The organism is Aeromonas sp. ASNIH8 (assembly GCF_002919855.1).
GTDB classification, from domain to species: Bacteria; Pseudomonadota; Gammaproteobacteria; order Enterobacterales; family Aeromonadaceae; genus Aeromonas; species Aeromonas caviae.
In genome coordinates this window covers 1-26,584 of the sequence record NZ_PQLN01000046.1, presented here as the reverse complement: position 1 = coordinate 26,584, position 26,584 = coordinate 1, and the positions used below count along the sequence as shown (strand labels likewise).

Sequence of the window (26,584 nt, the reverse complement as noted above, 5' to 3'; positions counted from 1 at the left end):
ACTGCCGTTTATTCGGCGCTGCGGTCCAGCTCGCGCTCCAGCGCCGCCGCCTTCTGGCGGGCCGGATGGGTATTGAGGCGCTGCCAGTAGGCTTGCAGATGCGGGAACTGGGCCAGCTGGCCGCTCTGGGCCAGCAGATCCACCAGGAAGGAGTTCAGGATGTCGGCGCCGGTGAGGCGATCGGCCACCAGGTAGTGGCGGCTTGCCAGCACCTCATCGAGGTAGCCCAGCACCTTGGTACACTCGGCTTTGGCGTAGTCCGGCAGGAAGCGCATCGGGCTGCCATCCTTGCGCACGAACATATCGAGCAGCAGCGGCAGAATACCGGAGCTCTCGGCGAAGTGGAGCCACTGCAGGTATTCGGGATACTCCGGGCTGTCAGTGGCCGGTGCCAGCCGTTCCGGAGCGTGGCGGGCGATCAGGTATTCGGTGATGGCACCGGATTCCGCCAGCACCCGGCCGTCAAACTCGATGACCGGCGACTTGCCGAGGGGGTGGACGGCCTTGAGCTCGGGCGGCGCCAGGAAGGTGGCGGCATCGCGCTGGTAGGCCTTGATCTGGTAGGGCAGGCCCAGCTCTTCAAGCAGCCAGATGATGCGCTGGGAGCGGGATTTGTTCAGGTGGTGCAGGACTATCATGGAAACCTCGACGCAGTGACGGAAGGCGGTGATACGCAGCGCCCCGGCAGCAGGTTCACTTATGGATGAAAAAGAGCGGGCGTGGTGCCCGCTCCTTCGTCGATTGACTCAGGCCTCCAGCGCCTGATCCAGATCCGCCAGTATGTCCTCGATGGCTTCGATTCCCACTGACAGCCGGATCATCTCAGGTTTCACTCCAGCCTTGGCCTGCTCCTCTTCGCTCAACTGGCGATGGGTGGTAGAGGCGGGGTGGCAGGCCAGGGACTTGGCGTCGCCGATGTTGACCAGCCGCTTGAAGATCTTGAGGGCATCGTAGAAGCGCACGCCCGCCTCGTAGCCGTCCTTCAGGCCGAAGGAGAGGATGGCCGAGGGGCGACCGGCCATGTACTTCTCCGCCAGCGGGTAGTGGGGGTGACCCGGCAGACCGGCGTAGCTGACCCAGGCCACCTTGGGGTGGTGCTTGAGGTGGTGGGCCACCCGCAGAGCGTTGTCCACGTGGCGCTCCATGCGCAGGCTAAGGGTTTCCAGCCCTTGCAGTAGCAGGAAGGCGTTCATCGGCGCCAGCGCCGCCCCGGTATTGCGCAGCGGCACGGTGCGCACCCGGCCGATGAAGGCAGCCGGGCCGAAGGCCTCGGTGTAGACCACCCCGTGATAAGAAGGCTCGGGTTGGGTCAGCTGGGGGAAGCGCTCGGCGTGATCCGCCCAGGGGAACTTGCCCGAGTCGACGATGACGCCCCCCAGGGAGTTGCCGTGGCCGCCGACATATTTGGTCAGGCTGTGCACCACGATGTCGGCGCCGTGTTCGATGGGTTTGCACAAGACCGGAGTGGCGACCGTGTTGTCGACGATGAGCGGCACGCCGCGGGCGTGGGCGGCCTTGGCCAGGGCGGCGATGTCGACGATGTTGCCGGCCGGGTTGCCGATGCTCTCGCAGTAGACCGCCTTGGTTTTGTCATCGATGAGGGCGGCGATGGCCTCGGCGCTGTCATCCTTGGCGAAGCGTACCTCGACCCCGAAGCTCGGCAGCATGTGGGCGAACAAGGTGTAGGTGCCGCCATAGAGTTGGGGGGTGGAGACGATGTTGTCACCGGCGGCGGTCAGCGCCTGGATGGCGTAGGTGATGGCGGCGGAGCCCGCCGAGACCACCAGGCCGGCGATGCCCCCTTCCAGCGCGGCCATCCGCTGCTCCAGCACATCGTTGGTGGGGTTCATGATGCGGGTGTAGATGTTCCCCGGCACCGCCAGATTGAACAAGTCCGCCCCGTGCTGGGCGCTCTCGAACTCGTAGGCCACAGTCTGGTAGATGGGCACGGCAACGGCCTTGGTGGTGGGGTCGTTGGCAAAGCCGTGGTGCAGGGCCAGGGTCGCATCTTTCATCACACACTCCTTGTTGGATGTCACCATTATGGATGGATAGACGTCCAATCTAGCAGTCCTGGCGCCGATGTAAACCACCCATTCCGGCAAAGCAATGCCGGGGGATGGGGGTGACCGGATGGCGTCGGTGACGGCAACCTCAGAGACGGCGGCGATACTCCCTGTCGTCTATCTGGTGCATGTCCCACTGCATCAGGCGGTTGAGCTGCACCATGGGATCTTCGACCAGCGTCAGAGGGCGGGGCAGGATCCTCAGGAAGTAGCGACGAAGGGTTTGCTGGATCCGGTTCGGTTTGAGGGGGTTGGCATGGCTCATGATGGTGCTCCTGTGCAGTGGTTCTCACGTTCGCCAGCAGTATTGAGCTAAAATGCGGAAGTAAAAACTGATGACTTTCAGAGACAGGATTTCCTCTTTTATGCCTACCACCCGCCTTTATCAGCAATTTCAACGGCTCACCCAGCAGCTTGGCTGCGATGAGCGGGAGATCAGCCTCGCCGAGGTGGCGGATCTGCTCTGCTGCACCACGCGCAATGCCCGCCTGCTGCTGCGCCGCATGGAAGGGCAGGGCTGGCTGTGCTGGACGGCGGAGGCAGGGCGGGGGCGGCGCTCCCGCCTCACCCTGCTCGACAACCAGGAGAGCCTGACCCGGCGCCGATTGCGGGATCTGCTGAGTCAGGGCCAGCTGGCGCAGGCGGTGCGGCTGGCCGAAGATCGCCTGGATCTGCTCACCCCGCTGCTTATCGAGCAGCTCGGCCAGGCCACCCGGGAGGGGCGCCAGATCCTGAGGGTGCCCTACTACCGGCCCCTGCCCAGTCTGCTGCCCACCGCGCCCTTGCGCCGCTCCGAAATTCACCTGAGCCGCCAGATCTTCAACGGCCTCACCCGGCGAAATGAGGAAAATGGGGAAATCGAGGGCGATCTGGCTCACCACTGGGAGCAGGTCGGCCCTTGTCACTGGCGCTTCTACCTGCGCCCGGCGGTGCGCTTTCACCACGGGCGTGAGCTGGTGGTGGAGGATGTGATGGAGAGTCTGCTGGCCTTGCGGGATCGCCCGTTGTTCGCCCATCTGGCGCGGCTGGAGAGCCCCTGGCCGCGCACCCTGGATCTCTATCTCGACAGCCCGGATCCTCTGCTGCCCGACCTGCTGGCCGAGCCGGTGGCGGCCATTTTGCCGCGCGAGCTCAAGGGGGAGGCGGGCTTTGCCCTGCAACCGGTGGGTACCGGCCCCTATCGGGTGATCGCCAACGACCCGCTGCAGCTGCGCCTCGCCGCCTTTGACGACTATTTCGGCCTGCGCGCCCTGCTCGACGAGATCGACATCTGGATGTTGCCGGAGCTGGCGGAGCGGCTGGAGAGCCACCTGCAGCTGGGTCGCGACAGCCCCGAGCTTGGCACCATGCGCGGCGAGTCGGAGCTCGAATCGGGCTGCTACTTCCTGCTGCAGGACGAGCGCTCCCGCGCCTTGCAGGATCCTGCTCTGCGCTACTGGATCATTCAGCTGCTCAGTCCGGTGGCCCTGATGGCACGGGTTTCCCCCGAGCTGCAACGGGGCTGGACCAGCGCCCTCGGCATGCTGCCCCACTGGCGCGAGGCGCTGCCACCGCCGCCGCCCCGGCCACAGAGCCTGCCACAGCGGCTGGTGCTCGCCTGCTTCAACCAGCATATCGAGTTCAATGAGTGTGCCGGTGCCATGGCCGATCTGCTCGGGTCGCAGGGAATTGAGCTGGAGGTGCGTACCCTCGACTACGGTCGCTGGGTGAGCGGTGAGGACGAGGATGTGGATCTCTGGCTTGGTACCCTCAACCTTGAACATGAGGGGCCCTTTGCCCCCTACGGCTGGTTGCAGGGCACCCCCTTGTTGCGCCGGGTGTGGGCCAGCCAGCAGGCCCTGTGGCAGGGATTGACGCAGTGGCGCGCCCATGGTGAAGAGCCCGGCCCCCGCGCCCTGCTGGCCGAGGTGCAGCGCCAGAGCTGGTTTGTGCCGCTGTTTCACCACTGGCTGGAGCTGGAGAGCCGTACTGGCGTGCACGGGGTGCGGATGACGGCGCTCGGCTGGTTCGATTTTCGCAGCGCCTGGCTGCGACCCGAGCTGGTTGGTCAGGCACAGGGCGATGGCGGGGAGCTTGAGTCCTGATGCGGGGCGCGTTAGCCTGAGCGCGGTTCAACGACAAGGAGTCACCAGCCATGCTGGAAATGCAGATCCAACCCCGCTTTCAGGAGACAGATGCCCTCGGCCATATCAACAATACGGTGCCGGCGGTCTGGTTTGAGTCGGCGCGGGATCCCCTGTTCCGGATTTTTTCGCCCGAGCTGGATGTGCATGACTGGCACCTGATCATCGCGGGCTACACGGTGCAGTTCAAACGGGAGCTGTTCTACGGCCAGCCGGTCACCATCAAGACCGGTGTGCGCCGCATTGGCAGCAGCTCCTTCACCATCTGGCAGGAAGCCTGGCAGCAGGGGGAGCTGGCCGTCACTGGCGAGACGACCCTGATCCATTTTGACTATCGGGCACGCCAATCCATCCCCCTGAGCGAGACTCACCGGGAGGGACTGAGGGTCTGGCTGGTAGAGAGTTAATCCGGCCTTCGGGCCCACCACAGGACACTTATGCGCACAACCGCGATCGCCCTGAGCCTCGGCTTGGGACTGGGACTCTGCTCCCTGCCTTCATTTGCCGCCTCCCTGGCCGAGCAGTTCACCCTGATGGAGAAGGGGGCCGACAGCGCCCTCGATACCCGCTTGTTCAGCCACGATGGCGTTGACATCAAGGCCTGGGTCGACGGCACGCCTGTCATCATCGCCGTGCCCATCCTGAACGAGCAGGGCAAACAGGAAGGGGAGAGCCGTTACTACTTCAAGGGCGGCAAGCTGTTCGGGGTGAAGGAGCCCGCCGCCCAGTTCGCCTTCGATGACAGTGGCAAGCTGACCCAATGGCTGGACGACAAGGGGCAGCCTGCGGAGTTTGTCAGCAAGATGAGCATGCAGCAGCGGGAAGCCTGGCTGGCCAGACGGGCGGCCGAGCTGGGCGGGTTGTTTGCACCGAGCACCGCCGAGGAGAAGGCTGACAAGGGGGGCGTCAAGCTCAAGGGGGCCGAGCTCGCCCAGTGGCTCTGCAATGGCAAGCTGATGGCGCTCGCCGGAGGTGACAAGGTGACCTTCGAGCCGGCCAAACTCAAGAGGAGTGCAGAGGGCATCAAGGGAGAAGTTTCCCTGCGCCAGGAGAAGGGGTGGCAGGATCTCTGCCTCACCTGCGAGGTGCAGGGCAACCGGGTGACTCGCCTCATCTGGCAGCCGCTGCCGGATGCCAACAAGCCGCAGTAAGGGCGGCAGCGTCAAAGAATGGGGGCCCACTTGCGGGCCCCTTTTTCATGCCGGTTACTGCTCGTCCAGGGTGAGCCGGGTGAGGGCCTCCACCCGTCGCCACTGACCGGGCTCGAACCAGCGTGCCAGGATCTCCGGCTGCTGGCTGACCCGGGCCTCGGCAGGCAGGGGCCTGATCTCGTCCAGATAGCCGGCCAGCTGCTGCGCGAACCCCTGCTGGCTCTCTGCCAGCTGGTGCAACCGGTCTGCCGCCTCCGGTCCCAACTGTTCGCGCAGTGCGGCGTCACGCCCGGCTGCGGGGAGTTGCTCCAGAGCCTGCAGATCGCCGAGCAGGCGGCTGTTGGCCTCCGCCTCCCGAAACCACTGGGGCTGCTCCGCCAGCCAGAGCTCCAGCTCACTCGCCAGCAGCGGCTTGTCGGCATCGCTGGCCTCCGCCAGCGCCTTGCGGCGCAGGGTCCACTGCTCCATCAGCCTGTCCTCGGCAAACAGCTGCTCCTGCTCAACCGGGGTGAAACGCTGCCTGCGCAACTGTTCGCGCTCGTCGAACAGCTTCTGCAAGCTGGCCAGGCCCGGATCCGTCGGCACCGTCAGGCTGCCCTCAGCCGCGAGAAAGGCTTCATGGCGGGCCTGCAGCGAGCCCTTGTCCGGCGGCGGTGCGGCCTGCCTGACCAGAGGGGACGCGGGCCCGGCATGTTGCGGCGAAGGAGAAGGGGCGGTTGCGTCAGCGGAGGGCCAATATTGCCAGCCCCCCAGCAGCAGGGCCGCAGCCAGCGGAGCGGCCATCAGCCATGCCCTGTTCATAGTCCCAGCCTCTGCAGGCGGTTGGCGTGCTGGCGATAGAGGTTGACCGGGTCTGTCTCGAACAGGTGGCGAATGCCGAACGACTGGTTCACCTCGTCCAGATGGTTCATGCGGTAGTGGGTGCCGATCACCTTGCCGAGGTGGCTGCTGCACACCCCGACCAGGCCGTCACTGGGCTCCTTGAAGAAGCTGCCGGTCAGCGCCAGCGCCGGATCCACCGGATCCAGGATGTTGGTCATGGTGCCGCGCCCGCTCCAGGAGAAGTAGTAGACCCCGTTGGCGGCCTGCATGGGCCCTTCACCGCAATGCTGGCTAGGCAGCCCTTCCGGATAGCGCTGGTTGAAGCGCTGGGCGCCGGTGCTGGTGAGGGCGTCGAGGGGATCCTGCGGCAGCTGGCTGCCCCCGGAGAGCAGCGAGATGACCCCGGACAGGGCCGAGGCGGCGGCCACCGCCAGACCTTCGGCCGCCGAGCCCGGCGTCACCTTGGCCCGCACCAGGTCGGCGATCTCCGAGCCATGGTTGACCCCGCCCACGCTGGTGGCGGAAGCGACCAGCTCGGGGGCGACAGAAGCGACGTAGCGAATGGTGGGGCCGCCGTGGGAGTGGCCGATGAGGTTCACCTTCTCCGCCCCTGTGATGGCGAGCACCTGCTGCACCTGCTTGAGCAGCTGTTCACCGCGCAGCTCCGAGCTCTGGGTGGCGGAGACCTGGGCCACGTAGACCTTGGCGCCATCCCGGGTCAGGGCCTGGGGGATGCCGTAGAAGTAATCGACACCGAGCAGCTTGTCGAAACCGAACAGACCGTGCACCAGCACTATGGGGTAGCGGGTCTGGGTATAACCGGCCCCCTGACCCAGCATGGGCAGGGCGCACAACAGCATCAATAGCCATCTTTTCATCTTCACCGTCCTTGTGAAAAAACCGGCTGCATTCTGGTCGTCACCGGGGCAGGCACCGGCCTCATGCCAGTACCGGCAGCATGGTAGCTGAACTCAAATGTATCTGTGGGTGGGATCACTAAACCGGGGATTGCAGAAAAACCCTACCCATATGGGCAAAAAAGGCGGCACCAACTATTCCTTGTGTCTGCTCATCAAATAAGTTAAATAATAATTATTATCATTTGAGTGGTCGAGTCATGACGGGAACCTGGGTGAAGGGGTGGGTCGGTACCACCGGAGCGGACAGCAGCATGGCGCACTGGAAAGCGCAGACCCTGAGTGGCAACCGCCATTTCGATGCGGGGGAGTACGCCAGGGCGCTCGACTGCTATCAGCAGGCGCTGTGGCTTGCCCGCCAGCAGTTTGCCGACTGGCATGATGCCGACGAAGCGGTGGCGGCCCTGGTGGTGGCCCATCACAACCTGGCGGATCTGCTGGTGGCCATGACCCTGCCGGATCGGGCCGCCGACCTGCTGTGTCACATCCATGATTGCCTGCTGGCCACCAGCCAGTCCCCCACCAGTTCCGCTGCCCTGCGGGAGGCGGCTGTTCGCCACGCCCGCAGCACCCGTACCGAGCTGCTCGCCTTTCTGGGCAAACACGGTCATCACGACGGCATCCAGCGCAGCCTGGGTCAATGTCTGTGTCAGACCGGCTCTGCCCATCAACTGCATTGAGCCCAACAGGAGAGACAATGAACATGAGCCATACCCTGCCAGCCCTTCCTTACGCCTATGACGCGCTGGAACCCCATATCGATGCAAAGACCATGGAGATCCATCACAGCCGTCACCATCAGACTTATGTCACCAACCTCAATGCCGCCCTGGCCGATCTGCCGGAGCTGGCTGCCCTGCCGCTGGAGGCATTGCTTGCCCGTATCGACAGCCTGCCGGCCCAGGTGCAGGGGGCGGTGCGCAATCACGGCGGCGGTCACGCCAACCACAGCCTGTTCTGGCAGGTGATGAGTCCGCAGGGCGGCGGCGAGCCGGACGGCGAGCTGGCCGCAGCGATCGAGCGGGATCTGGGTGGGCTGGAATCCTTCAGACAGGCCTTTACCCAGGCGGCGTTGAGCCGTTTTGGCAGCGGCTGGGCCTGGCTGGTGGTCGATGGGCGCGGCAAGTTGCAGGTGGTGAGCAGCGCGAACCAGGACAGCCCCCTGATGGAGGGGCTCACCCCCATACTCGGGCTGGATGTGTGGGAGCATGCCTACTACCTCAAGTACCAGAACAAGCGTCCCGACTACATAGCCGCGTTTTACAACGTGATCGACTGGGACGAGGTGGCACGGCGTTACGTGGTGGCTCTGGCCTGATCGCCGGAAATACCGAGCCCAATGAAAGAGACCCGCCTGTTGGCGGGTCTCTGCTATTGAGGGGTCGGCGCGCTGCCGGTTGGCGGCGCCGCGCTGGTGGCAGCCGGATTATCCACGGGCGTTGCCTCGCTCGGCACGGCTGCGCTGGTGGCTGGTGCACCGCTGGTTGCAGCCGCTGCACTGGTGTCGGTTGCCGCGCTCACTGCCGCTGCCTGCTTGGCTTTCGGCTGATGAGGGGGCGGTGCAATGGGCAGGCAGGGCTGGCTCGCGCCTATGGTGCTCAACGCCTGGCAGGGGACCGGGCCGCCGATGACGATGGGCTCGCCGAGGAATTTGGGACCCTTGTCCAGCACGTAGAGGTCGAGCAGCCCCATCAGGCGGGCGAACACCTCGCGCACCCGGGTCTTGATGCCCTGATAGGCGCTGGGATCCACGGCGTTGAAGCCGACCGCCTCGATGCCGAAATGGCGGGCGATGAAGATGGCACGCTCGTTGTGAAAGGCCTGGGAGACCACGGTGAAGTGGGCCTGACCGAACACCTCCTTGGCACGCACGATGGAGTCCAGGGTCCGAAAACCGGCGTAGTCGCTGTAGATGGCGCTGGCCGGAATGCCGGCCTGGATCAGGGCCCGCCGCATTTGGCGCGGTTCGTTGTACTGCACGGTGGCGTTGTCGCCGGAGACCAGGATGTAGTCCACCTTGCCGTTGTTGTAGAGCTCGGCGGCGGCCTTGATCCGGTATTTGAAGTAGTGGTTAGGGCTGCCGCCAATCAGGTATTTGGAGGTGCCGAGCACCAGGGCGACCCGGTTGTAGGGCACCGCGTTGACGTCGTCGTAGGTGTAGTGACGGGCGTCCGAGACGGTCCACTCGCTGTAGCCAAGCAGGGCGGCGATGGAGGCCAGCAACAGGCAGAGGCAGGCGAGCAGGATCTTGGCAAACTTCTTCATGCGCGGTGCGGTTCGGGTCTGAAGTAAGAGAAGACAGGGGGCCATTCTATTACAAGTTGTTGTGGCGCGTCAGGTTTGATGGCGGCGCAGGGTCTCACTCGGGCAGAGGTTGTCGCAGCGCGCGCCCCGATCCCGGGCTTATCAAACGGCGCCATAAACAAGGGGCGACCATGGCCGCCCCTTGTCATAGCCGTCTCGTCCTCAGTGGGAGGAGTCGTTGGCCTTGCACTCGTCAGAGTCCTTGTTGGCTTCCCACCAAGGCAGCAGCTCGCGGCCGAGCCACTGCTGGTAGGCCTCGCTGTCGCTTGCGATCAGCGCATCCAGCTCGGCTTCGAAGGCGCTCATCGCCTGCTGCTGATCCGGGTTGCGCAGGGCCCGGGCCATGGCCAGCCAGCTGGCGCCGCGACCCGTCTCGCTGAGGAAGCGGTGCACCGTGTAGGACCAGGAGTAGACCATCTCGCCGCCCTTGTCGTAATCCAGGTGCAGGATGTCGGCCAGGGCCGGACGGTCGCTGGCCGGGCGGCCGGCGACGTTGTCCAGACCGCGGGCGAAGCACTGACCGTGGGCGATGAATTCCGCCAGCCCTTCCGAACACCAGGTGGTGCGATTGAGCGGGTAGTGGCCGAAGCTGCCGTACTGGTTGAAGCGGCCGTCCAGGTAGTGCACGTACTCGTGGCGCAGGTTCCACACCTGGAACGCAGGGCGTTTCCACTCCGCCTCGTAGGCGAAGAAGCGGGCCTGGTTGCCGGGGCGAGCCGGATCCCCTTCGAGGTAGATGCCGCCGTTGTCGGTGGAGACGCCGCCGAACAGGGCACTGCCGTAGCGTTTCCAGTCGGCGGAGGAGTTGAAGACCACCAGTTCCAGCGCCTCGTTGTGATCGTCCGCCACCGGCTGCCAGCCGGTCTCCATCTGCTGGTGGAACTGCTGCTCTTCGGCACCCAGTTCACGGCAGATCCCCTCGGCCTGGCTCATGGTCAGATCCTGGGCCCGCAGGCGCAGGGTCGGCGAGCAGGTATGCTCGAAGGGCAGCACGTCCTCCACCCGGACAGGGGTGCAGAGCCCGGCGAAGTCACCGCTGATGCAGGCTTCGCTGGTGCGGTCCGTGTAGGTCAGGTAGTAGGTGGAGAGGGTCAGTGACATGTCTTCCAGCAGGTCCTGACTCTGCTGACCACCAGGGATCAGGTCGTGGTGGCGAACCAGTTCGATGACGGAGTCATCCAGCAGATTGCGGTAGCCGTCGAGCTCGTCCGGGCGGGTATGGCGGGCGACCCGGTAGAGGCGTGTGTAGGCATCCAGCACGTTGTTGAGCAGGAACAGATCGGCGCCATCCCTTCCTTGCCACAACGCGAGCTCGCTCATGGCGAGGGCGTGCAGCTGCTTGCGCAGCTCGCCATCCTGCTGGCGGAAGTCGTTGGCGAAGGGGTCGCTGTAGTCGCTGGCAAAGTCGAGGAAGTTGAGCAGATCGAACAGACCGGTCGCCCAGGCGTGCTGGCCGTTGATCTCGCTGGCATGGCGGGTGCTGTAGGCCAGCATCTGGTTGAACTCGCCGAGCAGGGTGCCAAAGCGGCTCTGCACTGCCGGGCTCTTGAACTGACCGTGCAGGGCGATGCTCCAGGCACCGATCACGGAGCCCACCTCATCGGTGGGTTGCTCCGGGAAGAGCAGCGGATGGGCACCCAGCGCGGTCAATGCCTCAGCCAGCGCCTCGGCGGCGGCCGGGCCGTCTTCCTTGTGCTTGCCGTAGTTGTGGTAGTTGTGGGCGCGCACGTATTCCAGCAGCAGCTTCATGGCCGGATGAGCCGGCTGATTGGCCGCCAGCAGGCTCTGGATGCCGCGCGACACGGCCAGCAGCTTGGTGTCATCGTGACCATAGTTCTCCTGCCAGACCGGCGCGGGCTGGCCACTGGCATCCTGCACTATCCTGGCCGCGTCGGCGTCCAGCAACTCGGTACCCGGCAGATCCGGCTCGGAGCAGGCGCGGCCGTCGGCACGGCGACAGTCGATCTGCTCTTCCTTGCTGGCCAGCACGATGGGGCGGTTGAGCACCCGGCTCTCCTGCCACTCGGTTGTTTCCGGCAGGGTCTGCCATTCGCTGCCCCCCACCGGGTATTGATAGCCGGTGTCCTTCAAGACCACCTGCACTTCGCTGCCGGCGGGCAGGGTCTGACGGCACACCCGGTAGCTGATGGTCTTGTCCCCTTCCTGACGGGTCTGGGGTTCATCGCACTCCTGCTGGGCCTTGATCTCGTCCAGCAGCCAGGTGTACTGGCGCCAGACGTGCAGCTCGCTCACCTGCTTGGCGGCCTGGCTGCCCGCGATAGGCTGCAGGCGGAAGAAGATCTGTTCGAGGCGACCCTCCCGTTCGTTGGGAGTCTCTTCCAGCACCTTCAATTGCTGCCAGTTTTGCGGCTGGTACTGCCATGCCTGCTCGGCGCAGCGGCCTTCGGCGTTGAGCTCGCAGTGATCCAGCTCCTGCTCGCTGTGACCCAGGATGACCCGCTCAGCCAGCGGTAAACGATCCTGACGCGATGCGGTCGGGGTGCCCGCCAGCGGCTCCCAGCGGCCCTGCTTCATGCCGTAGCCATAGTCATAGCTGCTGGCCGGGACGGCCTTGCCGGCCGGTACCACCTCTTCACAGCTGAGGTAGCGGATCTGCCAGCCCTGCTCGATCTTGAGTTGCGGCTCGCCGCACAGCTGCTCTGCCAGCGCAGCCAGGTTGGCATCGCGCCAGTCGAAGCGGCGATACACCCTCAACTGCTGATAAGGGGCGTCGCCGCTGCGGGCGCTCAGTTCAAAGGTCACTTCGGTGAGACGATCCCCCAGCTGACGGCTGGATTCGCCTTTGAGTTGATACTGTTGCCAGTCGGAGGGGGAGTAGTTGGCCAGCGCCGAGGTGGCGAGCAGACCAGGGGCTGCCAGGAGCAGCAGCCGGGGAGAGAGGTGCTTCATCATGATCCCTTTGGTGGATGGAGAGGCGTGGGGACCGGAGAGGGTATTGAGCTCCAAAGGAATATCAATTGGCCAGATGGCGCAGCGAAATGATGCATTCGGGAGCAAACAACATAAAAACAGCCCCAAAGGGGGCTGTGTTGATAGCAAGGACTGCGCCCCATATGGGGGAGGCGTCACTCCTCTTGTCGCAAGCTGCGGGCGAGCAGGGTGCGGGAGGGTTTCAGATTGCCGCCGAGATCCGGCCAGGGATGCCACTGGTCCGGCACCATGAAGCCGGGTAACGACAGCCTGATCCAGGCGGCCAGTTCGGCAGGGGGGGCAGGTTCGTCGTGCCAGTCGATGAAGGCGGCGGGCCTATGCCCCCACTCGTCGCTCGGCACCGGCACCACCAGGGCCTGGGCCACGGCGGGGTGATCCACCAGCCGCTGTTCTATGGTCTCGGGCTGGATGTTCTCCCCCCCCGAGATGAAGAGGTTGTCGAGCCGCCCCTCCACCACCAGATCGCCCCCCGGAGTGAGGCGGCCCTTATCCCGGGTGTGGAACCAGCCCTCTTCATCGAGGGGGCGCACCAGCTCGCCCTCCCTGAAATATCCGGCAAACAGGGTCTCACCGCGCACGCAGATCTCCCCCTGGCGGATGCAGACCTCCCGCCCCGGCAGCGGGCGACCCACCACGCCGGCGGCGCAGGGTTGCCCGGTACAGACCTGGCTGCCCATCTCGGAGAGGCCATAGCTCACCTTGGGCTCTAGCCCCAGAGCGGTCAGCCGGTTGACCAGGGGCGCCGGGATGGCGGCGCCCCCGAGCAGCAGCTCTCGCACCCGGGTGCGGGATGGGTCGAACCCCTGTGCCAGCAGGCGCCAGAGCTGGGTCGGCACCAGCGAAAGGTGGGTGATGGGCTGATCCTCGAGCCGCGCCTTGAGGGGCCGGGTGCGATCGTCCAGCACCAGGGCGGCTCCCGCCAGGAAGACCCGAAACAAGATAGCGTAACCGCCGACGTGAAACAGTGGCAGGGAGAGCAGCCAGCCGCAGGCTTCGTCCAGGGGGAGCAGGGTGGCGGAACCCCGGGCCGAAGCGAGGTGGTTGGCGAGGCGGTGTACCACCGCCTTGGGGGTACCGCTGGATCCCGAGGTGAGGATCATGTTGTTCGGCTGGTCGGGTACCAGCGGGGACTCCCCATCTGCGGCCAGCTCGCCCGTGAAGTCGAGGCTGAGGGCTTGCCAGTCGCCCGCCGGGATCTCGCCTGCCGACCAGAATGCCCGGGCCTCGAGCTGGCTCGCCAGTTCGCTGTGTCTGGTTGCCGGAAAGGCGGGATTGAGGGGGCAGAAGACGATGCCGCTGCGCACGCAGGCCCAGGCCAGCAACACATCCTCCAGGGCGCCGCGCACCACGGCGGCGAGATGATCTCCCCGTTCCAGCCCGGCCCGGGCGAGCTGATTGCACAGGCTGTTGAGGCGCAGGTCAAGGCGCTGGTAGCTAAGAGGCTCCCCGCTGTGGATGGCAATGCGATGAGGGGCCAGTGCCGCCCAGCGTCGTACCGGGCAGGTTTCCTGCCGTGGGATCTGACGGGTCACCATGGGTCAGTCACGGTGAAACAGGGGGGCCATCCTGCTCGGATCGGGTTGCCCCTGCTTGTCCAGCAGATCCCTGGCCAGCCAGCGGCGGGTATCGAGGCCAGGGGCCTGATCCGGCGCCCACTCCCCTGCGAGGCGGGCGAGCTGGCCGAGGCCGAGACCGGACTCGAAACAGGAGGAGACGATCACCTTGAGTTTCAGTTCGCGAGCGCGGGCCACCAGGGCCTCGCTGTTGGCGAGGGCGCCGAGCAGGGTCGGCTTGAGCACCAGGGCGCGCAGTTGCGGGATGGGCTCCCAGGGCTTGCCCTGGGCCAGCAGTTCATCCAGCGCCACCGGCATGCCGGTGCGGCTGGCGACGAAGGCGATGTCCTCGAAGTCGGCGCACAGATCTTCGAGGTATTCGATGCGATTCGGATCCAGGTGGCCGCAGAAGGCCCAGGCCTCCTCGCGGGTCCAGCCCTGGTTGGCGTCCAGAACCAGTTTGAGATTGGGGCGCCGATCGAGCAGCAGCCGGATCAGCGCCAGCTCGTCGCGCATGGGGTAGCGGGCTACCTTCAGCTTGGCCTTGAGGGGGGTCTCGTGCAGCCACTGCTTCCAGTTCTTGAGCAGCTCCTGGGGGGAGCCCTGGATCAGCGGATAGGGTTCGGGCAGGGGGGCACCCTGCTCGGGCCAGCTACGACGGGCGCAGTCGAGCCCGAACTGCACCGAGGGCAGCTGTGGCGTCGGGGTCTGTCCCCGCGCCAGCTGCGCCAGACAGTCGAGGGCCTCGGCCTGGGCGTCGGCCAGGGTCTCTTTGGAAAATCCTGGCAGGGGGGCTATCTCCCCCCAGCCATCGTCGATGCGTACCAGCAGGCCCTCGCGCGCTACCTGCAACTGACCATGAAAGGCCAGGGGCTGGGTAAAGGGCAGTTGGTAGCGGTAGAGGGCGAGTGTCATCAGGGATTCCGCTTGTATTTGGAGAAGTCGGGACGGCGTTTCTCGTTGAATGCGTTGCGCCCTTCCTGACCCTCTTCGGTCATGTAGAACAGCATGGTGGCATTGCCTGCCAGCTCCTGCAAACCGGCCTGGCCGTCGCAGTCGGCGTTGAGGGCCGCCTTCAGGCAGCGCAGGGCCATGGGGCTGTGTTGCAGCATCTCGCGGCACCAGCGCACGGTTTCACGCTCCAGCTCGGCCAGGGGCACGACGGTGTTGACCAGCCCCATGTCGAGGGCCTGTTTGGCGTCGTAGAGGCGGCAGAGGAACCAGATCTCCCGAGCCTTCTTCTGGCCGACGATGCGGGCCATGTAGGAGGCGCCCCAGCCGCCGTCGAAGGAGCCCACCTTGGGGCCGGTCTGGCCAAACTGGGCGTTGTCGGCGGCGATGGTCAGGTCGCACATCATGTGCAGCACGTGGCCGCCACCGACGGCGTAGCCAGCCACCATGGCCACCACGGGTTTGGGGCAGGTACGGATGTCACGCTGGAAGTCGAGCACGTTGAGGTGATGGGTGCCTTCATCGTCCTTGTAGCCACCGTAGTCGCCGCGGATCTTCTGGTCGCCGCCGGCGCAGAAGGCCTTCTCGCCGAAGCCGGTGAGGATGATGGAGCCGACCTTGTCGTCGTAGCGGGCATCGGCCAGGGCTTGCAGCATCTCTTTCACGGTACGGGGGCGGAAGGCGTTGCGCACCTGGGGACGGTTGATGGTGATCTTGGCAATGCCCTCTGGGGACTTGTGATAGAGGATGTCCTCGTAACCGGCGGAGCAGTCGTGCCACTCGACAGGGGCATAGAGCTCGGCTTCCGTCATCGCTTCAATCATGGATCTTCTCTTCTGGTTGGTGAGCCCACTCCCGCAGGAGCCGGGCAAAGGTATCGGGCTGGCTTGTGTGCAGATTGTGTCCGCCATCCAGAGCCAAGTGTTTGATATTGCAGCCTTGCTTTACCAACTGGCAAGCGAGGGCATGGAATTTGTGATCCCGGTTGCCGGAGATCCACTGCACCGGCAGCCGGGTATCCCGAAGCCAGGGGGCGAGATCCGGCTGTCGCCCCAGGGACGTGGCCCTCAGCATGGCGGCCACGGCCTTGCCGTCGTTGCCAAGGCGGCGTGCGGCCTGGTGGGTGCGGGCATCGTCGTCCAGGTCGGCGAAGACGCCCTGGCGGTACCAGTCGGCAAGCACCCGGATCAGGGGCTCGCACTCGAAACGCCGGGCCCAGGCTTCATCGTGAGCGATGCGGGCCGGACGTTCACCAGCAGGCAGCCCGGGGTGGCAGTTCTCCAGCAGCAGGGCCTGCAACCCCGCCGGGGAGTGGCTGGCGTGATGAAGCGCGAGCCGCCCCCCCAGCGAATACCCCACCAGCCGGTAGTGGGCGATATCCCGTGCGGCCAGCTCGTCGCAGAGCCAGCGATGGGCCTCGTCAAAGCCGCTCACCCGCAGTGCCCGGTTGCGGCCGTGGCCCGGCAGATCCAGGGCATGGTACGGGACACCGGGCAGGGCCTGGATGACAGGTCGCCAGTCGTCGGCGTCCCCCAGCAGGCCGTGCAGCAGCACCAGCGGCACGGCGGGATCAGAGACCACGGATAGCGGCTCCCAGTGCCTTGAGATCCTCGGCGACTTCACTGCTCGGTATCTTGATTTCAATCAGGGTTACCCCGTTTTTCAGGGCTGCGGCATAGTCCTGCTCAAATGCGTCGAGGGTGGTGGGGGCCCGGTAGTGCAGGCCGAACATGGCGGCGGCGTGCTCGAAGTGCAGGCCGTGGGGCAGGCAGTAGTAGGTCTCCAGCAGGGCGTCCTGGGTGGGCACAGGCAGCATGCGGAAGATGCTGCCGCCGTCGTTGTTGAGCAGGATCACCACCAGGGGGAGGCTCCCCTTGCCGAGCAGCGCAAGGCTGTTGAGATCGTGCAGGGCGCTGAGATCCCCGAGCAGCAGGGTGGTGGGCTCGCGACTGTCAGGCGGGACCGACTGTGCGAAGCCGTATGCGGTGGCGATAAGGCCATCGATGCCGGAGGCGCCGCGGTTGGTCATCACCCGGCTGGGGCCCTTGCCCACCTCGCCCAGCATGTCCATCAGCCGGGCCGGCATGCTGTTGCCGACGAACAACTGACCCTGGATGAGCTGATTCAGGCGGTGGCACACCCCTAGCTCCGAGAAGCGATCACAGGCGGTGCGGATCTGCTGGCTGATGGCCTGCTGGCGCGCGGCCAACTGGTGCCAGGGCTGCTGCGAATGGGGGATTGGATGGGCGGCCGCAAAGGCGGCGGGATCGCACACCAGGCGACGGCGCAGCCGGTAGTCGGGGTCGAGGCGTGCCGGCTGCGGGTCCACCAGCCAGTAATCCTGCCAGGGGTGTTGTTTGATGAACTGGCTGAGGCGCTTGGAGATGAGGCGGGCGCCGAATTGCAGCAGTACCTCGGCGCGGGCCAGCTCGGCCACGAAGTCGCTGTGTTGCAGGGCGAGATCCGTGTGGACGAGGTTGCGATCATCGAAGCGGATCTGGCTTTGCAGATCTGCCAGCAGGGGCCAGCCGAGGCGGTCTGCCAGCTCGGCCACCGCCTTGCCTTGCACCGGATCCTGGATGCGCCCGGCGACGATGACACCGCGCTTGCCCTTCAGCTCCTCCCAGTCCGGCTGGGCGGGGCAGCCCGGCTCGCCCACCAGCCAGGGGCTCCAGGGGTTGGCCGAGCGCAGCCAGTCGCCGAGGGGCGCCAGGTAATCGGAAAAGTCCAGATAGTGGTCGCCGGGGTAGAGGGGCTCGGGGTACATGCAGTTGAAGTGCACCGGCCCCGGGGTGTGCGCCTGTCGTGCCAGGGCCTGATCCACCGAGCTCAGCACGAAGGCCGCCGGAATGGTGGGAGTGGGGCTCGGCAGATTTTGCTGATAGACGGGGTAGCGACCGAAGATCCCCGGCTGATCGATGGCCTGGTTGGCCCCGTTGTCGATGAGCTCGGGTGGCCTGTCGGCAGAGAGAATGATGAGCGGGACCCCGGTGAGCTGGGCTTCCGCCACCGCGGGCCAGAGGTTGGCCACCGCTGTGCCAGAGGTCATGATGACCGCCACTGGGCGGCCGCTCCCCTTGGCCAGCCCCAGCGCCATGAAGCCCAGACCCCGCTCGTCGAAGTGCAGGTGGCGGCGAAAGCCCGGGTGGGCGGCGGCGGCCATGGTGAGCGGCGCCGAGCGGGATCCGGAGGCCAGGGCGATGTCACGCACGCCGAGGCGAAAGAGCTCTTCCAGCAAGAGGGAGGACCAGACATGGTTGAAGGTGGCGTGATGGCTGGCAAAGGCGTGATGCGCGGACACGTGGCTGGCGGACATGAAGCTCTCGCAGTGAGGAGTCGGTAAGAAACGCTATCCCAGCAGGGAGAGCACGTTGGCGATCTTGTTGTCGAGTTCGGCCCACTCGGCGGCGGGCTCCGATCCCGCCACTATGCCGGCACCGGCGAACAGGCTGATGCGCGGGCCCCTGATCCGGGCGCTGCGAATGGCGACGGAGAACTCCGAGGTCTCCCGGCTCAGCATGCCACAGGCACCGGCATACCAGCCGCGATCATGGGGCTCGCATTCACGGATGAAGGCGAGCGCCGCCTCGCGGGGGGCGCCCCCCACGGCGGGGGTGGGGTGCAGGGCAGCCAGCAGTTGCCAGTCGCAGACGCCGGGTTTGAGCTCGGCCTCGATGTCGCACTTGAGGTGTTGCAGCAGCCGCAATTTCAGAATGCGCGGCTCGGTCAGGGTGGCATCGGTCGTGAGGGGTGCCAGGCGGCTGAGAATGTCGGCGTGAACCAGCCGGTTCTCCAGCCGGTTCTTGCTGTCGGCCAGCAGCTCGGCGGCCAGGGCCGCGTCGGTCGCCTCATCCCCGGAACGGCGAATGGTGCCTGCCAGCGCCTCGGTAAAGAGGTGGCCCTTCTCCCGGCGGTAGAGGCGCTCGGGGGAGCAGGAGATGAAGCTCTGCTCGGGGGAGAACTGGAAGCCGAAGTGGAAGCACTCCTGGGCGTGGCGGGCCCACTGTGTCAGCAGGGACCAGGGGCAGAGGGGCGCATCGTGCGCCTCGCTCTGGAGCAGGCTCTCCCGCGACAGCACCACCTTGGGGGTGCGGGCCTGGAAGTCGGGGGCCGTGACCTGCTCCACCAGGGTCTGCCACTGGGCAGGGCCCGGCAGGTCCTGGCGCTGCCATGGCCGCTTCTGCAGGGCGGGCAGAGGGGCCTCGGGTTGCAGGGCATCGAGCGCCGCCTCGGCGGCGCAGAGTTCGGCTTCGAATGCGTGACCCTCTTCCCGGGCAGGCAGCCAGAGATTGAGGCAGAGGCTGGTGCACTCCCCCCGGCGTACCAGCTCGATACGGGGCAGCACGAAGCGGCAGGGGCCAAAACCCTGCCAGCCGGGCAGATCCGGGTCGAACGCCAGGCCACCGTAGTAGCGAGGGCTGTCTTCACTGGCCGTGCCGGCAAGGTCGCAGACCCGCTGGATATCCTCCGGCCGGGTCAGCTCGTGAATGGCGCCAAGCGCCACGTACTCGGGGCTCTGTTGCCCTCTGGCGTGCCAATAGATGCGGGGGTAGAGCGTCTGGGCCGCCAACCAGCCGGGAAAGACGTCGACGTGAGCGGCCACGCGCAGTCGCACGAAACCGCTGACAGTGCTGTGACGCAGGGCGTCCAGTTGTTGCTTGAGGTGGGTCTGAGCCAACATGGATGTCTAGTCTGAGCCGGATAATCGCGATCGCTCCGGGGGAGGATGGCGCAGGTTGATGCCAAAGGGCGACGATTTCCTATATATTATCTGCCCATTCGTCCATGTAAATTGCCCGGGGGAGCCGACGCCCCCGCGCAGCCAAGTATACCTAAATCCGGTTCGATAACCCTTAACACGATCAATATCTGATTGTTTGGCCATCACAATATGACAAATACCTTCTCTGTTTGGTTGCTGGCGGCGCGTTTGCGAACTCTGCCCCTGGCGTGCTCCTCCATCTTGCTGGGCTCGGGGCTGGCAGCCAGCCGGGGAGCGTTCGACGGCACCATCATGGGGCTCTCCCTGCTGACCGCCATCCTGCTGCAAATTCTCTCCAATCTGGCCAACGACTATGGCGATGCGGTCTCCGGTGCCGACAACGGGGAGCGGATCGGTCCCCAGCGCGCCGTGGTTTCCGGCCTCATCACCCGGCACCAGATGTGTGTGGCCATGGGGCTGACCGCCCTGGCGGCCGTGATGAGCGGCCTCTCCCTGCTGGTCTGCGCCTTCGGGGAGGCGTGGCAGCAGATCCTGACGTTCATCCTGCTGGGGGGAGCGGCCATCGTCGCGGCCATCACCTACACGGTGGGCAAGAGCCCCTACGGCTATCGCGGCTTCGGGGACATCTCGGTGTTCCTGTTCTTCGGCCTGCTGGGGGTGCTCGGCTCCTACTACCTCTTCACCCATAGCCTGGAGTGGGACCTGTTGCTGCCCGCCACCGCCTGCGGCCTGCTGGCGACTGCCGTGCTCAACATCAACAACGTGCGGGACATCGAGACCGATGCCGCCAGCGGCAAGATCACCCTGGCGGTGCGCCTTGGCCGCAACCGGGCCATCGCCTATCACTGGGTCTTGCTGGGGGCGGCGCTGCTGGCGACCATCGCCTTCCTGCTGACTCAGCCTGCGAGCCTCTGGCCCTGGATCTTCCTGCCCGCCATGAAGCCCCTCACCGATGCCGCCCGCACCCTGCGAGAGAGTTTCGATGGCGAGGTGCTGACCGGCGCCCTCAAGAAGACCGCCATCAGCGCATTTCTGTTCAGCCTGCTGCTCTCCGCCGGGCTGGCGCTCACCTGAGGCCGACGCGTTTGGCAACAAAAAGGGCTCCCGAACGGGAGCCCTTTTTGCTGATGTGTCGATGCGTTGTTGTTTCATCAGACCGATGTGATGATCGCTAGGGGAGGAGCATGCCGCCAGGCGAAGGATGGTGCCAGGTGATGCAGACGACGAGGGCCCCCGACAGGGAGCCCTCGTGTGCATGAGGCGGGCTTGCCCCTGACGGGTCAGCTTGCCTGGGCCACGGCCGTGCGGCGAGAGAAGAAGAGACTGTCCAGCAGCCAGATGGCAACCATGGAGGCCCCCACCAGCGGGAAGCAGATCCCGAGCACGACCAGCACCGCGATGGCACCGCCCATGGGAGGCAGCTTGGCGGGCAGGGGCGGGGCGGCGAGGCGACCACTGGGACGGCGGCTCCACCAGATCCAGAGCCCGCTCACCGAGCTTGCCAGAATCATCAGGCAGATGAGCAGCATGACGAGCTGGTGCGGCCAGCCGTAGAGCTTGCCCATGTGCAGCATGACGCCGGTTTCCACCGTCTTGGCGACCGGGCCGTAATCCTGCCAGCGCACGTCGACCAGCACCTTGCCGCTGTATTGGTCGATGTGCAGGGTGGCGTCGTTGCGGGGATCATCGGCAAAGATGGCGATGGTATAGACGCCGGTTTCACCGACCGGGGGGGTGATGCTGTAACCCGGGCTGACCCCCCGCTCGCTGGCGATGTCGACCACCTGTTGCAGCGGAATGCGATGGCTGGCCATGACCATGCCCTCGTGTCCGCCGCCATGGGTCATGGCGCTGTGATCATGGCTCTCTGCCGTGGGTTGGGAGCTCGGCATGGGCAGGGTCTCGGCCCCCCAGGAGACGGTCTGTTCGTGAGCCTGGTTGAGGCTGCGGGTGAGGGGGGCCGACTTGGGCACCTCGTTCCACATGGCCGCAGGGAAGCGGTTCCAGACATCGGCGAACTGGCCGCCCCAGAAACCGGTCCAGGTCATGCCCGTCAGCAGCAGCAGCAGCAGGAAACCCGCGCCCCAGAAGCCGACCACGGCGTGCAGATCACGCCACCAGAGACGGCCGCGCTGGTGCATTCTCGGCCAGAGGATGCCCCCCACACCCGGCCCCTTGCGGGGCCACCAGAGATAGAGTCCGCTGACGAGGAGCACGATTCCCCAGCCTGCGGCCAGCTCGATCAGGCGATCACCCGTGGTACCAAGCATCAGCTCCGCATGGAGAGCACGCGCCACCGCCTGCAGGTTCCACTTGTTGTCCATGGTGCCGAGCAGGGCGCCGTTCGCGGGATCCATGAAGAGGGTCAGCTCCTGCCCTTCACGCATCACGACTATCTGGGCGCTCGCGTCCGCTGCCACCGGGGGCAGGTATTTGCGCAGGCTGGCGTCCGGCATGGCGATGGTTGCCTTGGCCAGCAGCTGGTCGGCACTCAGGGTCTGGGTGGCGGGCGTCACCTTCATCAGCTCGGGGTAGAGCAGGTTGTCCAGCTGCGGTTTGAACAGATAGACGATGCCGGTGAGGGAGAGCAGGATCAGGAAGGGGGCGACGAAGAGACCGGCATAGAAATGCCAGCGCCAGATCCGTTGGTAATAACTTGCGTCTTGTTGCTTCATCGTTGATCCCTGGGTGAACGCCAAAAGGTTTCAGTAGGTGGAATGTTTTGAATGGCGCGGATAATAGCAGCAACGTTTTGTTAACTGCAACAGAACATGTCGAGGAAATGTACATTCCGCCACCGGGGTAAAAGCGGGGGTTGAATGGCGCTTTCCGTTCACAATGCGGGGAGCTTCATGGACTTTTCGGGGATAAATTCTTACTTTGTGGCAACACAGGGCATATCAGCCGCAGCGAAGGACTCAAGGCAGGAGGTGAACGTGCAAGCACACGGCCATTTTGAGATGCAGCGACAAGGGCAACTGCTGATCTGTCGGCCGAGCGGCCCTTTCAACCTGGCAGGCGCCATGGCCTATGAGGGCAAGTTCAGCCAGCAGATAAGCCGTTTGCAGGGAGCCCCCTGGGGCATCGTCGAGGTCGCGACCGAGTTCGAGGCCGCCGGCCCCGAGGTGCTGGCCCGTTTTCGTCGCCAGTTCAACTGGTGCGCCACCCATGGCTGCGCCTTTCTGGCGGTGGTCATGATCGGGGATTTCAAACGTTATCTGGCGGATCACGTTTTCAGCGAGCTTCCCTTTCAGGAGGTGCGCTATTTCGAGGAGGAAGCGCAGGCCATCCACTGGCTGACACAGCGCCTCGAGGGGCTGCAAGGCAAGGAGAGCCACGTCAGCACGGGTTGAACACCCCGGTTACTCCAGCCTGATGAACCACTTGTCCCGCTCGTCGAGGCAGTCGGGCTCCCCCATCTCGAATTCACGGCAGATCAGCGGCCGCACCTCGTAGATGCGACACATCATGGTGTTGCGGTCGAGGGCGGCGCACCAGCCATCTTCCAGTCTGTGCATCACGGGCACTTCTCCTTCCCGCTCCTCGATATAGCGGTCCGGCACGCCGGTGTCGGTGAAGAGCATCACCTCGAGGCGGCAGCAGCAGGCTTCGCAGTTCTGGCAGCTCACATCGCTCTGGATTGCTTGGGTCATGTCACCTGTCTTGCCGCATGGCGGCGAATGATATGAAACAGGCGCCTGTCAGGCGCCTGTGGTCTGGCCGGGCGTGTGAAATACCTTAGCCCAGTTTGCGGGCACGGTAGCTGCGCCCCTTGATCTTGCCCTCCTGCAACCGCTTGAGGGCGGCGCTCGCCACCTGGCGCTTCACCGCCACGTAGGAGTACTGCTCGGAAATCTGGATCTTGCCCACATCGGCCCCGGCAATGCCGCCTTCGCCAGTCAGGGCGCCGAGGATGTCACCGGCACGCACCTTGCTCTTGCGGCCCGCATCGATGGAGAGGGTCACCATCTGCGGCGCGATCGGCTTGATGTCGCGGCCGATCCCGGCCAGGTCGCCCTGGGGAATGGGGGCCTGCTGGTACTCCTCGATGAAGTTGACGCGCTGGGCCTCGTTCGGCTGGTAGAGGCTCAGGGCCAGGCCCTGCTGGCCGGCACGGCCGGTACGGCCGATGCGGTGCACGTGCACCTCGGGGTCGTAGGTGAGCTCGTAGTTGATGACGGCCCCCAGCTCCTTGATGTCGAGGCCGCGGGCCGCCACGTCGGTGGCGACCAGTATGGTGGCGCTGCCGTTGGCGAAGCGCACCAGCACCTGATCCCGCTCACGCTGTTCCAGGTCACCGTTCAGCGCCAGCGCCGAGAAGCCCTTGGCGGCCAGGTGATCGGCCACGTCGTTGCAGGCGCGCTTGGTGTTGCAGAACACCACGCAGGAGCCCGGTTGGTAGTGGCTGAGCAGCCAGGTGAGGGCATCGAGGCGCTGGCCGGCCGGCACTTCATACAACTTCTGTTCGATGGCGCTCTCTTCGTGCAGGGACTCCACGCTCACCTCCACCGGGTTGCGTTGCACGCCGCGGCTCATCTGGGCGATCCCTTCCGGATAGGTGGCGGAGAAGAGCAGGGTCTGGCGATCCCGCGGGGCGTGGCTGATGACGCGGTTGATGTCTTCGCCAAAGCCCATGTCCAGCATGCGATCCGCTTCGTCCAGCACCAGCGTCTTGAGGTCGTCGAGCTCAAGGGTGCCCTGCTCCAGGTGCTTGAGGATCCGGCCCGGGGTGCCGACGGCGATGTGGGCGCCAAAGCCCAGGGTGGCGGATTGCGGTGCGGTCGGGGTGCCGCCGCACAGGGTCACCAGCTTGACGTTGGGCAGGGTGCGGGCGAGACGACGGATCTCGGTGGCCACCTGATCCGCCAGCTCGCGGGTCGGACAGAGCACCAGCGCCTGCACGGCCAGCCGGTTGACGTCCAGCTTGGCCAGCAGACCCAGGCCGAAGGCCGCGGTCTTGCCGCTGCCGGTTTTCGCCTTGGCGATCAAATCTTTGCCGTCGAGCACCAGGGGCAGGCTCTGGGCCTGGATCGGGGTCATCTGCAGATAGCCCAGGCTGGCGAGGTTGTCCTGCAGGGCGGAGGAGAGGTTCAGGCTGCTAAATTCGCTGTTGTTCACAAAAGGACTCTATGTCGGAAAACCAGAAATGGGGGTGCGCGGTGCGCAAGGGGGCGCATCATACCAGAATGTGCCGCCGGATGCGGTGAATATTTGAACGGTTGGCGTCATGGGTTGCCGATGGAGGCTTCTGTCTGCGTTGGCGGGCTTGCGGTATGTAAAAAGAGCACAATGGAACAGGGTGGTCATGGCCAGATCATGATGAATGGCGAGAAAACGTTTTTAATTAAACATGTCCTGGTGCTGATGAGTCATCGGAGGATGCCATATGGGATATGGCCGTTATGAAATATATATACGAATGAGGAATAAAATTAACGAATTGGCATAACTTATTGTTTTTGATTTATTTTTAAACTTCCCAAGTGACGATTAATAATTATGTGCCTTGGCAATTAATTTAAAAACGTTTGTATTATTTCGCATGCATATTTTTACCGCGGATTGTGATGATTCTCTGATTTTTAAATATGCAGTTCTTTATGATGGCGCCGGTCAAAAATAACAATTCAATGGGTGCTACTGGTATGGAATACGTTCATTTCGTGCTCGGACTCGTGATGGTCCTGGCATTGGCGTTGCTGGCAAACCGCCGCAACTGGAAACAGATCAAGCTGCGTTACATCGGCCAGCTGCTGGTGGTCGAGCTGGCGCTCGCCTGGTTCATGCTCAACTCCGAAGTGGGTCTGGCGGTGGTGGGTGGCTTTGCAGCCGGCTTCACCAAGCTGATGGAGTTTGCCAAGCAGGGGACCGACTTCGTGTTCGGCGGTCTGGTCAACGAAGGGGCCTTCTCCTTCTTCCTGATGGTGCTGATGCCCATCGTCTTCATCTCCGTGTTGATCGGCATTTTGCAGTACATCCGTCTGCTGCCCATCGTCATTCGTGGCATCGGCACCGTGCTGGCCAGGATCAACGGCATGGGCAAGCTGGAGTCCTTCAACGCCATCAGCTCCATGATCGTCGGTCAGTCCGAGAACTTCATCGCCCTCAAGAACATACTGCCGCACCTGAACGAGAAGCAGATGTACACCCTGGCGGCGACGGCCATGTCCACCGTCTCCATGTCCATCGTTGGTGCCTACATGCAGCTGATCGAGCCGCGCTACGTGGTGGCCGCGCTGGTGCTCAACATGTTCAGCACCTTCGTGGTGCTCTCCCTCATCAACCCCTACGAGCCCGACAACACCGTGACCGATGCCAAGGCGCTGGCCGAGGGTGACGAGCACCACACGCCGAAGAAGGAGAACTTCTTCGAGATGCTGGGGGAATACATCATGGCCGGTTTCACCGTGGCGGTGATCGTCGGTGCCATGCTGGTGGGCTTCATCGCCCTGATCGCCCTCATCAACTACCTGTTCGAGGCGGCGTTCGGCGTCAACTTCCAGCACGTCATGGGCTACATCTTCTATCCCGTTGCCTGGATCCTGGGCATCCCGGGCAGTGAAGCGCTGCAGGCCGGCTCCATCATGGCGACCAAGCTGGTGACCAACGAGTTCGTGGCCATGATGGATCTGGGCAAGATTGCCGCCGAGCTCTCCCCGCGCACCGTCGGCATCCTCTCCATCTTCATGGTGTCGTTCGCCAACTTCAGCTCCATCGGCATCATCGCCGGTGCGGTGAAGGCGCTCAACGAAGAGAAGGGCAACATGGTCTCCCGCTTCGGTCTGAAGCTGGTCTATGGCTCCACCCTGGTGAGCCTGCTTTCCGCCGTTATCGCCGGTGTGATGATCTAGGTCCTCCCCCCGCGCTGCTCATGACGACCCCCTGCCTTGGCAGGGGGTCTAATGAGATGGTCACCCCCACCCTGTGAGCGGTACGCTGACAGGGTGTTTTTCTTTCAGGAGAGGCCATCATGGAAAACGTTGCGCTTATTGGTATTGATCTCGGTAAACACTCTTTTCACA

General features: G+C 64.7%; 24 protein-coding genes. 8 read left to right on the top strand and 16 right to left on the bottom strand.

The features are described from left to right. Positions 1-8: 8 nt before the first annotated feature. The 3 genes from C3418_RS13180 to C3418_RS13170 all read right to left on the bottom strand — a co-directional run bounded on the left by C3418_RS13180 (position 9) and on the right by C3418_RS13170 (position 2,331). Positions 9-638, bottom strand: a complete 630-nt coding sequence (locus C3418_RS13180) for a glutathione S-transferase family protein (protein ID WP_160836805.1) — start codon at positions 636-638, stop codon at positions 9-11. A gap of 108 nt (positions 639-746) precedes the next feature. Continuing rightward, positions 747-2,015, bottom strand: a complete 1,269-nt coding sequence (locus tag C3418_RS13175; RefSeq protein ID WP_052815620.1) for an O-acetylhomoserine aminocarboxypropyltransferase/cysteine synthase family protein — start codon at positions 2,013-2,015, stop codon at positions 747-749. 139 nt (positions 2,016-2,154) lie between these two features. Then, on the bottom strand, positions 2,155-2,331 hold the full coding sequence (locus C3418_RS13170) for a hypothetical protein (RefSeq protein WP_080988754.1): 177 nt from the start codon (positions 2,329-2,331) through the stop codon (positions 2,155-2,157). Positions 2,332-2,431: 100 nt separating this feature from the next. On the opposite strand from C3418_RS13170, the gene sgrR reads away from it, so the two are divergent. From sgrR to C3418_RS13155, 3 genes are read left to right on the top strand one after another with little or no spacing between them, the layout of a single operon-like run. Continuing rightward, positions 2,432-4,150, top strand: coding sequence for an HTH-type transcriptional regulator SgrR (gene sgrR, locus C3418_RS13165; protein ID WP_161957711.1), 1,719 nt, complete (start codon positions 2,432-2,434; stop codon positions 4,148-4,150). Between the two features lie 50 nt (positions 4,151-4,200). Next, on the top strand, positions 4,201-4,596 hold the full coding sequence (locus tag C3418_RS13160) for a thioesterase family protein (RefSeq protein ID WP_103858697.1): 396 nt from the start codon (positions 4,201-4,203) through the stop codon (positions 4,594-4,596). A gap of 30 nt (positions 4,597-4,626) precedes the next feature. Further along, entirely contained in the window at positions 4,627-5,340 is a 714-nt protein-coding gene (locus tag C3418_RS13155; protein ID WP_103858696.1) for a hypothetical protein, read from the top strand. A gap of 54 nt (positions 5,341-5,394) precedes the next feature. On the opposite strand, the gene C3418_RS13150 is transcribed toward C3418_RS13155, so the two are convergent. After that, on the bottom strand, positions 5,395-6,141 hold the full coding sequence (locus C3418_RS13150) for a lipase secretion chaperone (protein ID WP_103858695.1): 747 nt from the start codon (positions 6,139-6,141) through the stop codon (positions 5,395-5,397). Next, positions 6,138-7,040 carry a triacylglycerol lipase gene (locus C3418_RS13145; RefSeq protein ID WP_103858694.1) on the bottom strand — a complete coding sequence of 301 codons (903 nt, stop codon included), beginning with the start codon at positions 7,038-7,040 and terminating at the stop codon, positions 6,138-6,140. The genes C3418_RS13150 and C3418_RS13145 overlap by 4 nt, the downstream gene beginning before the upstream one ends. Positions 7,041-7,333: 293 nt before the next feature. Between C3418_RS13145 and C3418_RS13140 the strand changes: the two genes are divergently transcribed. Continuing rightward, positions 7,334-7,759, top strand: a complete 426-nt coding sequence (locus C3418_RS13140; RefSeq protein ID WP_029313599.1) for a hypothetical protein — start codon at positions 7,334-7,336, stop codon at positions 7,757-7,759. A gap of 23 nt (positions 7,760-7,782) precedes the next feature. After that, entirely contained in the window at positions 7,783-8,397 is a 615-nt protein-coding gene (locus C3418_RS13135; protein WP_041212366.1) for a superoxide dismutase, read from the top strand. Between the two features lie 53 nt (positions 8,398-8,450). Here the strand turns inward: C3418_RS13135 and C3418_RS13130 are convergent, their stop codons facing one another. The 8 genes from C3418_RS13130 to C3418_RS13095 all read right to left on the bottom strand — a co-directional run bounded on the left by C3418_RS13130 (position 8,451) and on the right by C3418_RS13095 (position 19,520). Then, positions 8,451-9,389 (bottom strand): vancomycin high temperature exclusion protein, encoded by a 939-nt coding sequence (locus C3418_RS13130; RefSeq protein ID WP_103858693.1) that lies wholly within the window; start codon positions 9,387-9,389, stop codon positions 8,451-8,453. Between the two features lie 156 nt (positions 9,390-9,545). Beyond that, positions 9,546-12,293 carry a collagenase gene (locus C3418_RS13125; protein WP_103858708.1) on the bottom strand — a complete coding sequence of 916 codons (2,748 nt, stop codon included), beginning with the start codon at positions 12,291-12,293 and terminating at the stop codon, positions 9,546-9,548. A gap of 176 nt (positions 12,294-12,469) precedes the next feature. After that, positions 12,470-13,870: an o-succinylbenzoate--CoA ligase gene (gene menE / locus C3418_RS13120; RefSeq protein ID WP_103858692.1), complete on the bottom strand. Its 1,401-nt coding sequence runs from the start codon at positions 13,868-13,870 to the stop codon at positions 12,470-12,472. Positions 13,871-13,873: 3 nt separating this feature from the next. Continuing rightward, a complete protein-coding gene (gene menC / locus C3418_RS13115) occupies positions 13,874-14,803 on the bottom strand; it encodes an o-succinylbenzoate synthase (protein ID WP_103858691.1) in 930 nt (309 codons plus the stop codon). Further along, positions 14,803-15,663 (bottom strand): 1,4-dihydroxy-2-naphthoyl-CoA synthase, encoded by an 861-nt coding sequence (menB, locus tag C3418_RS13110; RefSeq protein ID WP_039039779.1) that lies wholly within the window; start codon positions 15,661-15,663, stop codon positions 14,803-14,805. The genes menC and menB overlap by 1 nt, the downstream gene beginning before the upstream one ends. Further along, positions 15,656-16,420, bottom strand: coding sequence for a 2-succinyl-6-hydroxy-2,4-cyclohexadiene-1-carboxylate synthase (gene menH, locus C3418_RS13105; protein WP_103858690.1), 765 nt, complete (start codon positions 16,418-16,420; stop codon positions 15,656-15,658). The genes menB and menH overlap by 8 nt, the downstream gene beginning before the upstream one ends. Next, complete coding sequence (gene menD, locus C3418_RS13100; protein WP_161957710.1) at positions 16,410-18,155, bottom strand: 2-succinyl-5-enolpyruvyl-6-hydroxy-3-cyclohexene-1-carboxylic-acid synthase; 1,746 nt, start codon at positions 18,153-18,155, stop codon at positions 16,410-16,412. Before menD ends, menH begins: the two co-directional genes overlap by 11 nt. A gap of 33 nt (positions 18,156-18,188) precedes the next feature. Further along, entirely contained in the window at positions 18,189-19,520 is a 1,332-nt protein-coding gene (locus C3418_RS13095; protein ID WP_043154006.1) for an isochorismate synthase MenF, read from the bottom strand. 210 nt (positions 19,521-19,730) lie between these two features. On the opposite strand from C3418_RS13095, the gene C3418_RS13090 reads away from it, so the two are divergent. Continuing rightward, entirely contained in the window at positions 19,731-20,636 is a 906-nt protein-coding gene (locus tag C3418_RS13090) for a 1,4-dihydroxy-2-naphthoate polyprenyltransferase (protein WP_161957709.1), read from the top strand. 206 nt (positions 20,637-20,842) lie between these two features. On the opposite strand, the gene C3418_RS13085 is transcribed toward C3418_RS13090, so the two are convergent. Continuing rightward, positions 20,843-22,237: a PepSY domain-containing protein gene (locus tag C3418_RS13085; RefSeq protein ID WP_103858688.1), complete on the bottom strand. Its 1,395-nt coding sequence runs from the start codon at positions 22,235-22,237 to the stop codon at positions 20,843-20,845. A gap of 285 nt (positions 22,238-22,522) precedes the next feature. Between C3418_RS13085 and C3418_RS13080 the strand changes: the two genes are divergently transcribed. Continuing rightward, complete coding sequence (locus tag C3418_RS13080) at positions 22,523-22,915, top strand: hypothetical protein (RefSeq protein ID WP_234921969.1); 393 nt, start codon at positions 22,523-22,525, stop codon at positions 22,913-22,915. A gap of 9 nt (positions 22,916-22,924) precedes the next feature. Here C3418_RS13080 and C3418_RS13075 read toward each other — a convergent pair whose 3' ends face one another. Both C3418_RS13075 and dbpA read right to left on the bottom strand, forming a co-directional pair. Then, positions 22,925-23,215, bottom strand: coding sequence for a YkgJ family cysteine cluster protein (locus C3418_RS13075; protein ID WP_039039772.1), 291 nt, complete (start codon positions 23,213-23,215; stop codon positions 22,925-22,927). Positions 23,216-23,300: 85 nt separating this feature from the next. Further along, a complete protein-coding gene (gene dbpA, locus C3418_RS13070; RefSeq protein ID WP_039039771.1) occupies positions 23,301-24,680 on the bottom strand; it encodes an ATP-dependent RNA helicase DbpA in 1,380 nt (459 codons plus the stop codon). A gap of 527 nt (positions 24,681-25,207) precedes the next feature. On the opposite strand from dbpA, the gene C3418_RS13065 reads away from it, so the two are divergent. Further along, the gene (locus C3418_RS13065; protein WP_041214374.1) at positions 25,208-26,413 is read left to right on the top strand and encodes a NupC/NupG family nucleoside CNT transporter; all 1,206 of its coding nucleotides are present in this window, start codon (positions 25,208-25,210) and stop codon (positions 26,411-26,413) included. Positions 26,414-26,584 lie beyond the last annotated feature (171 nt).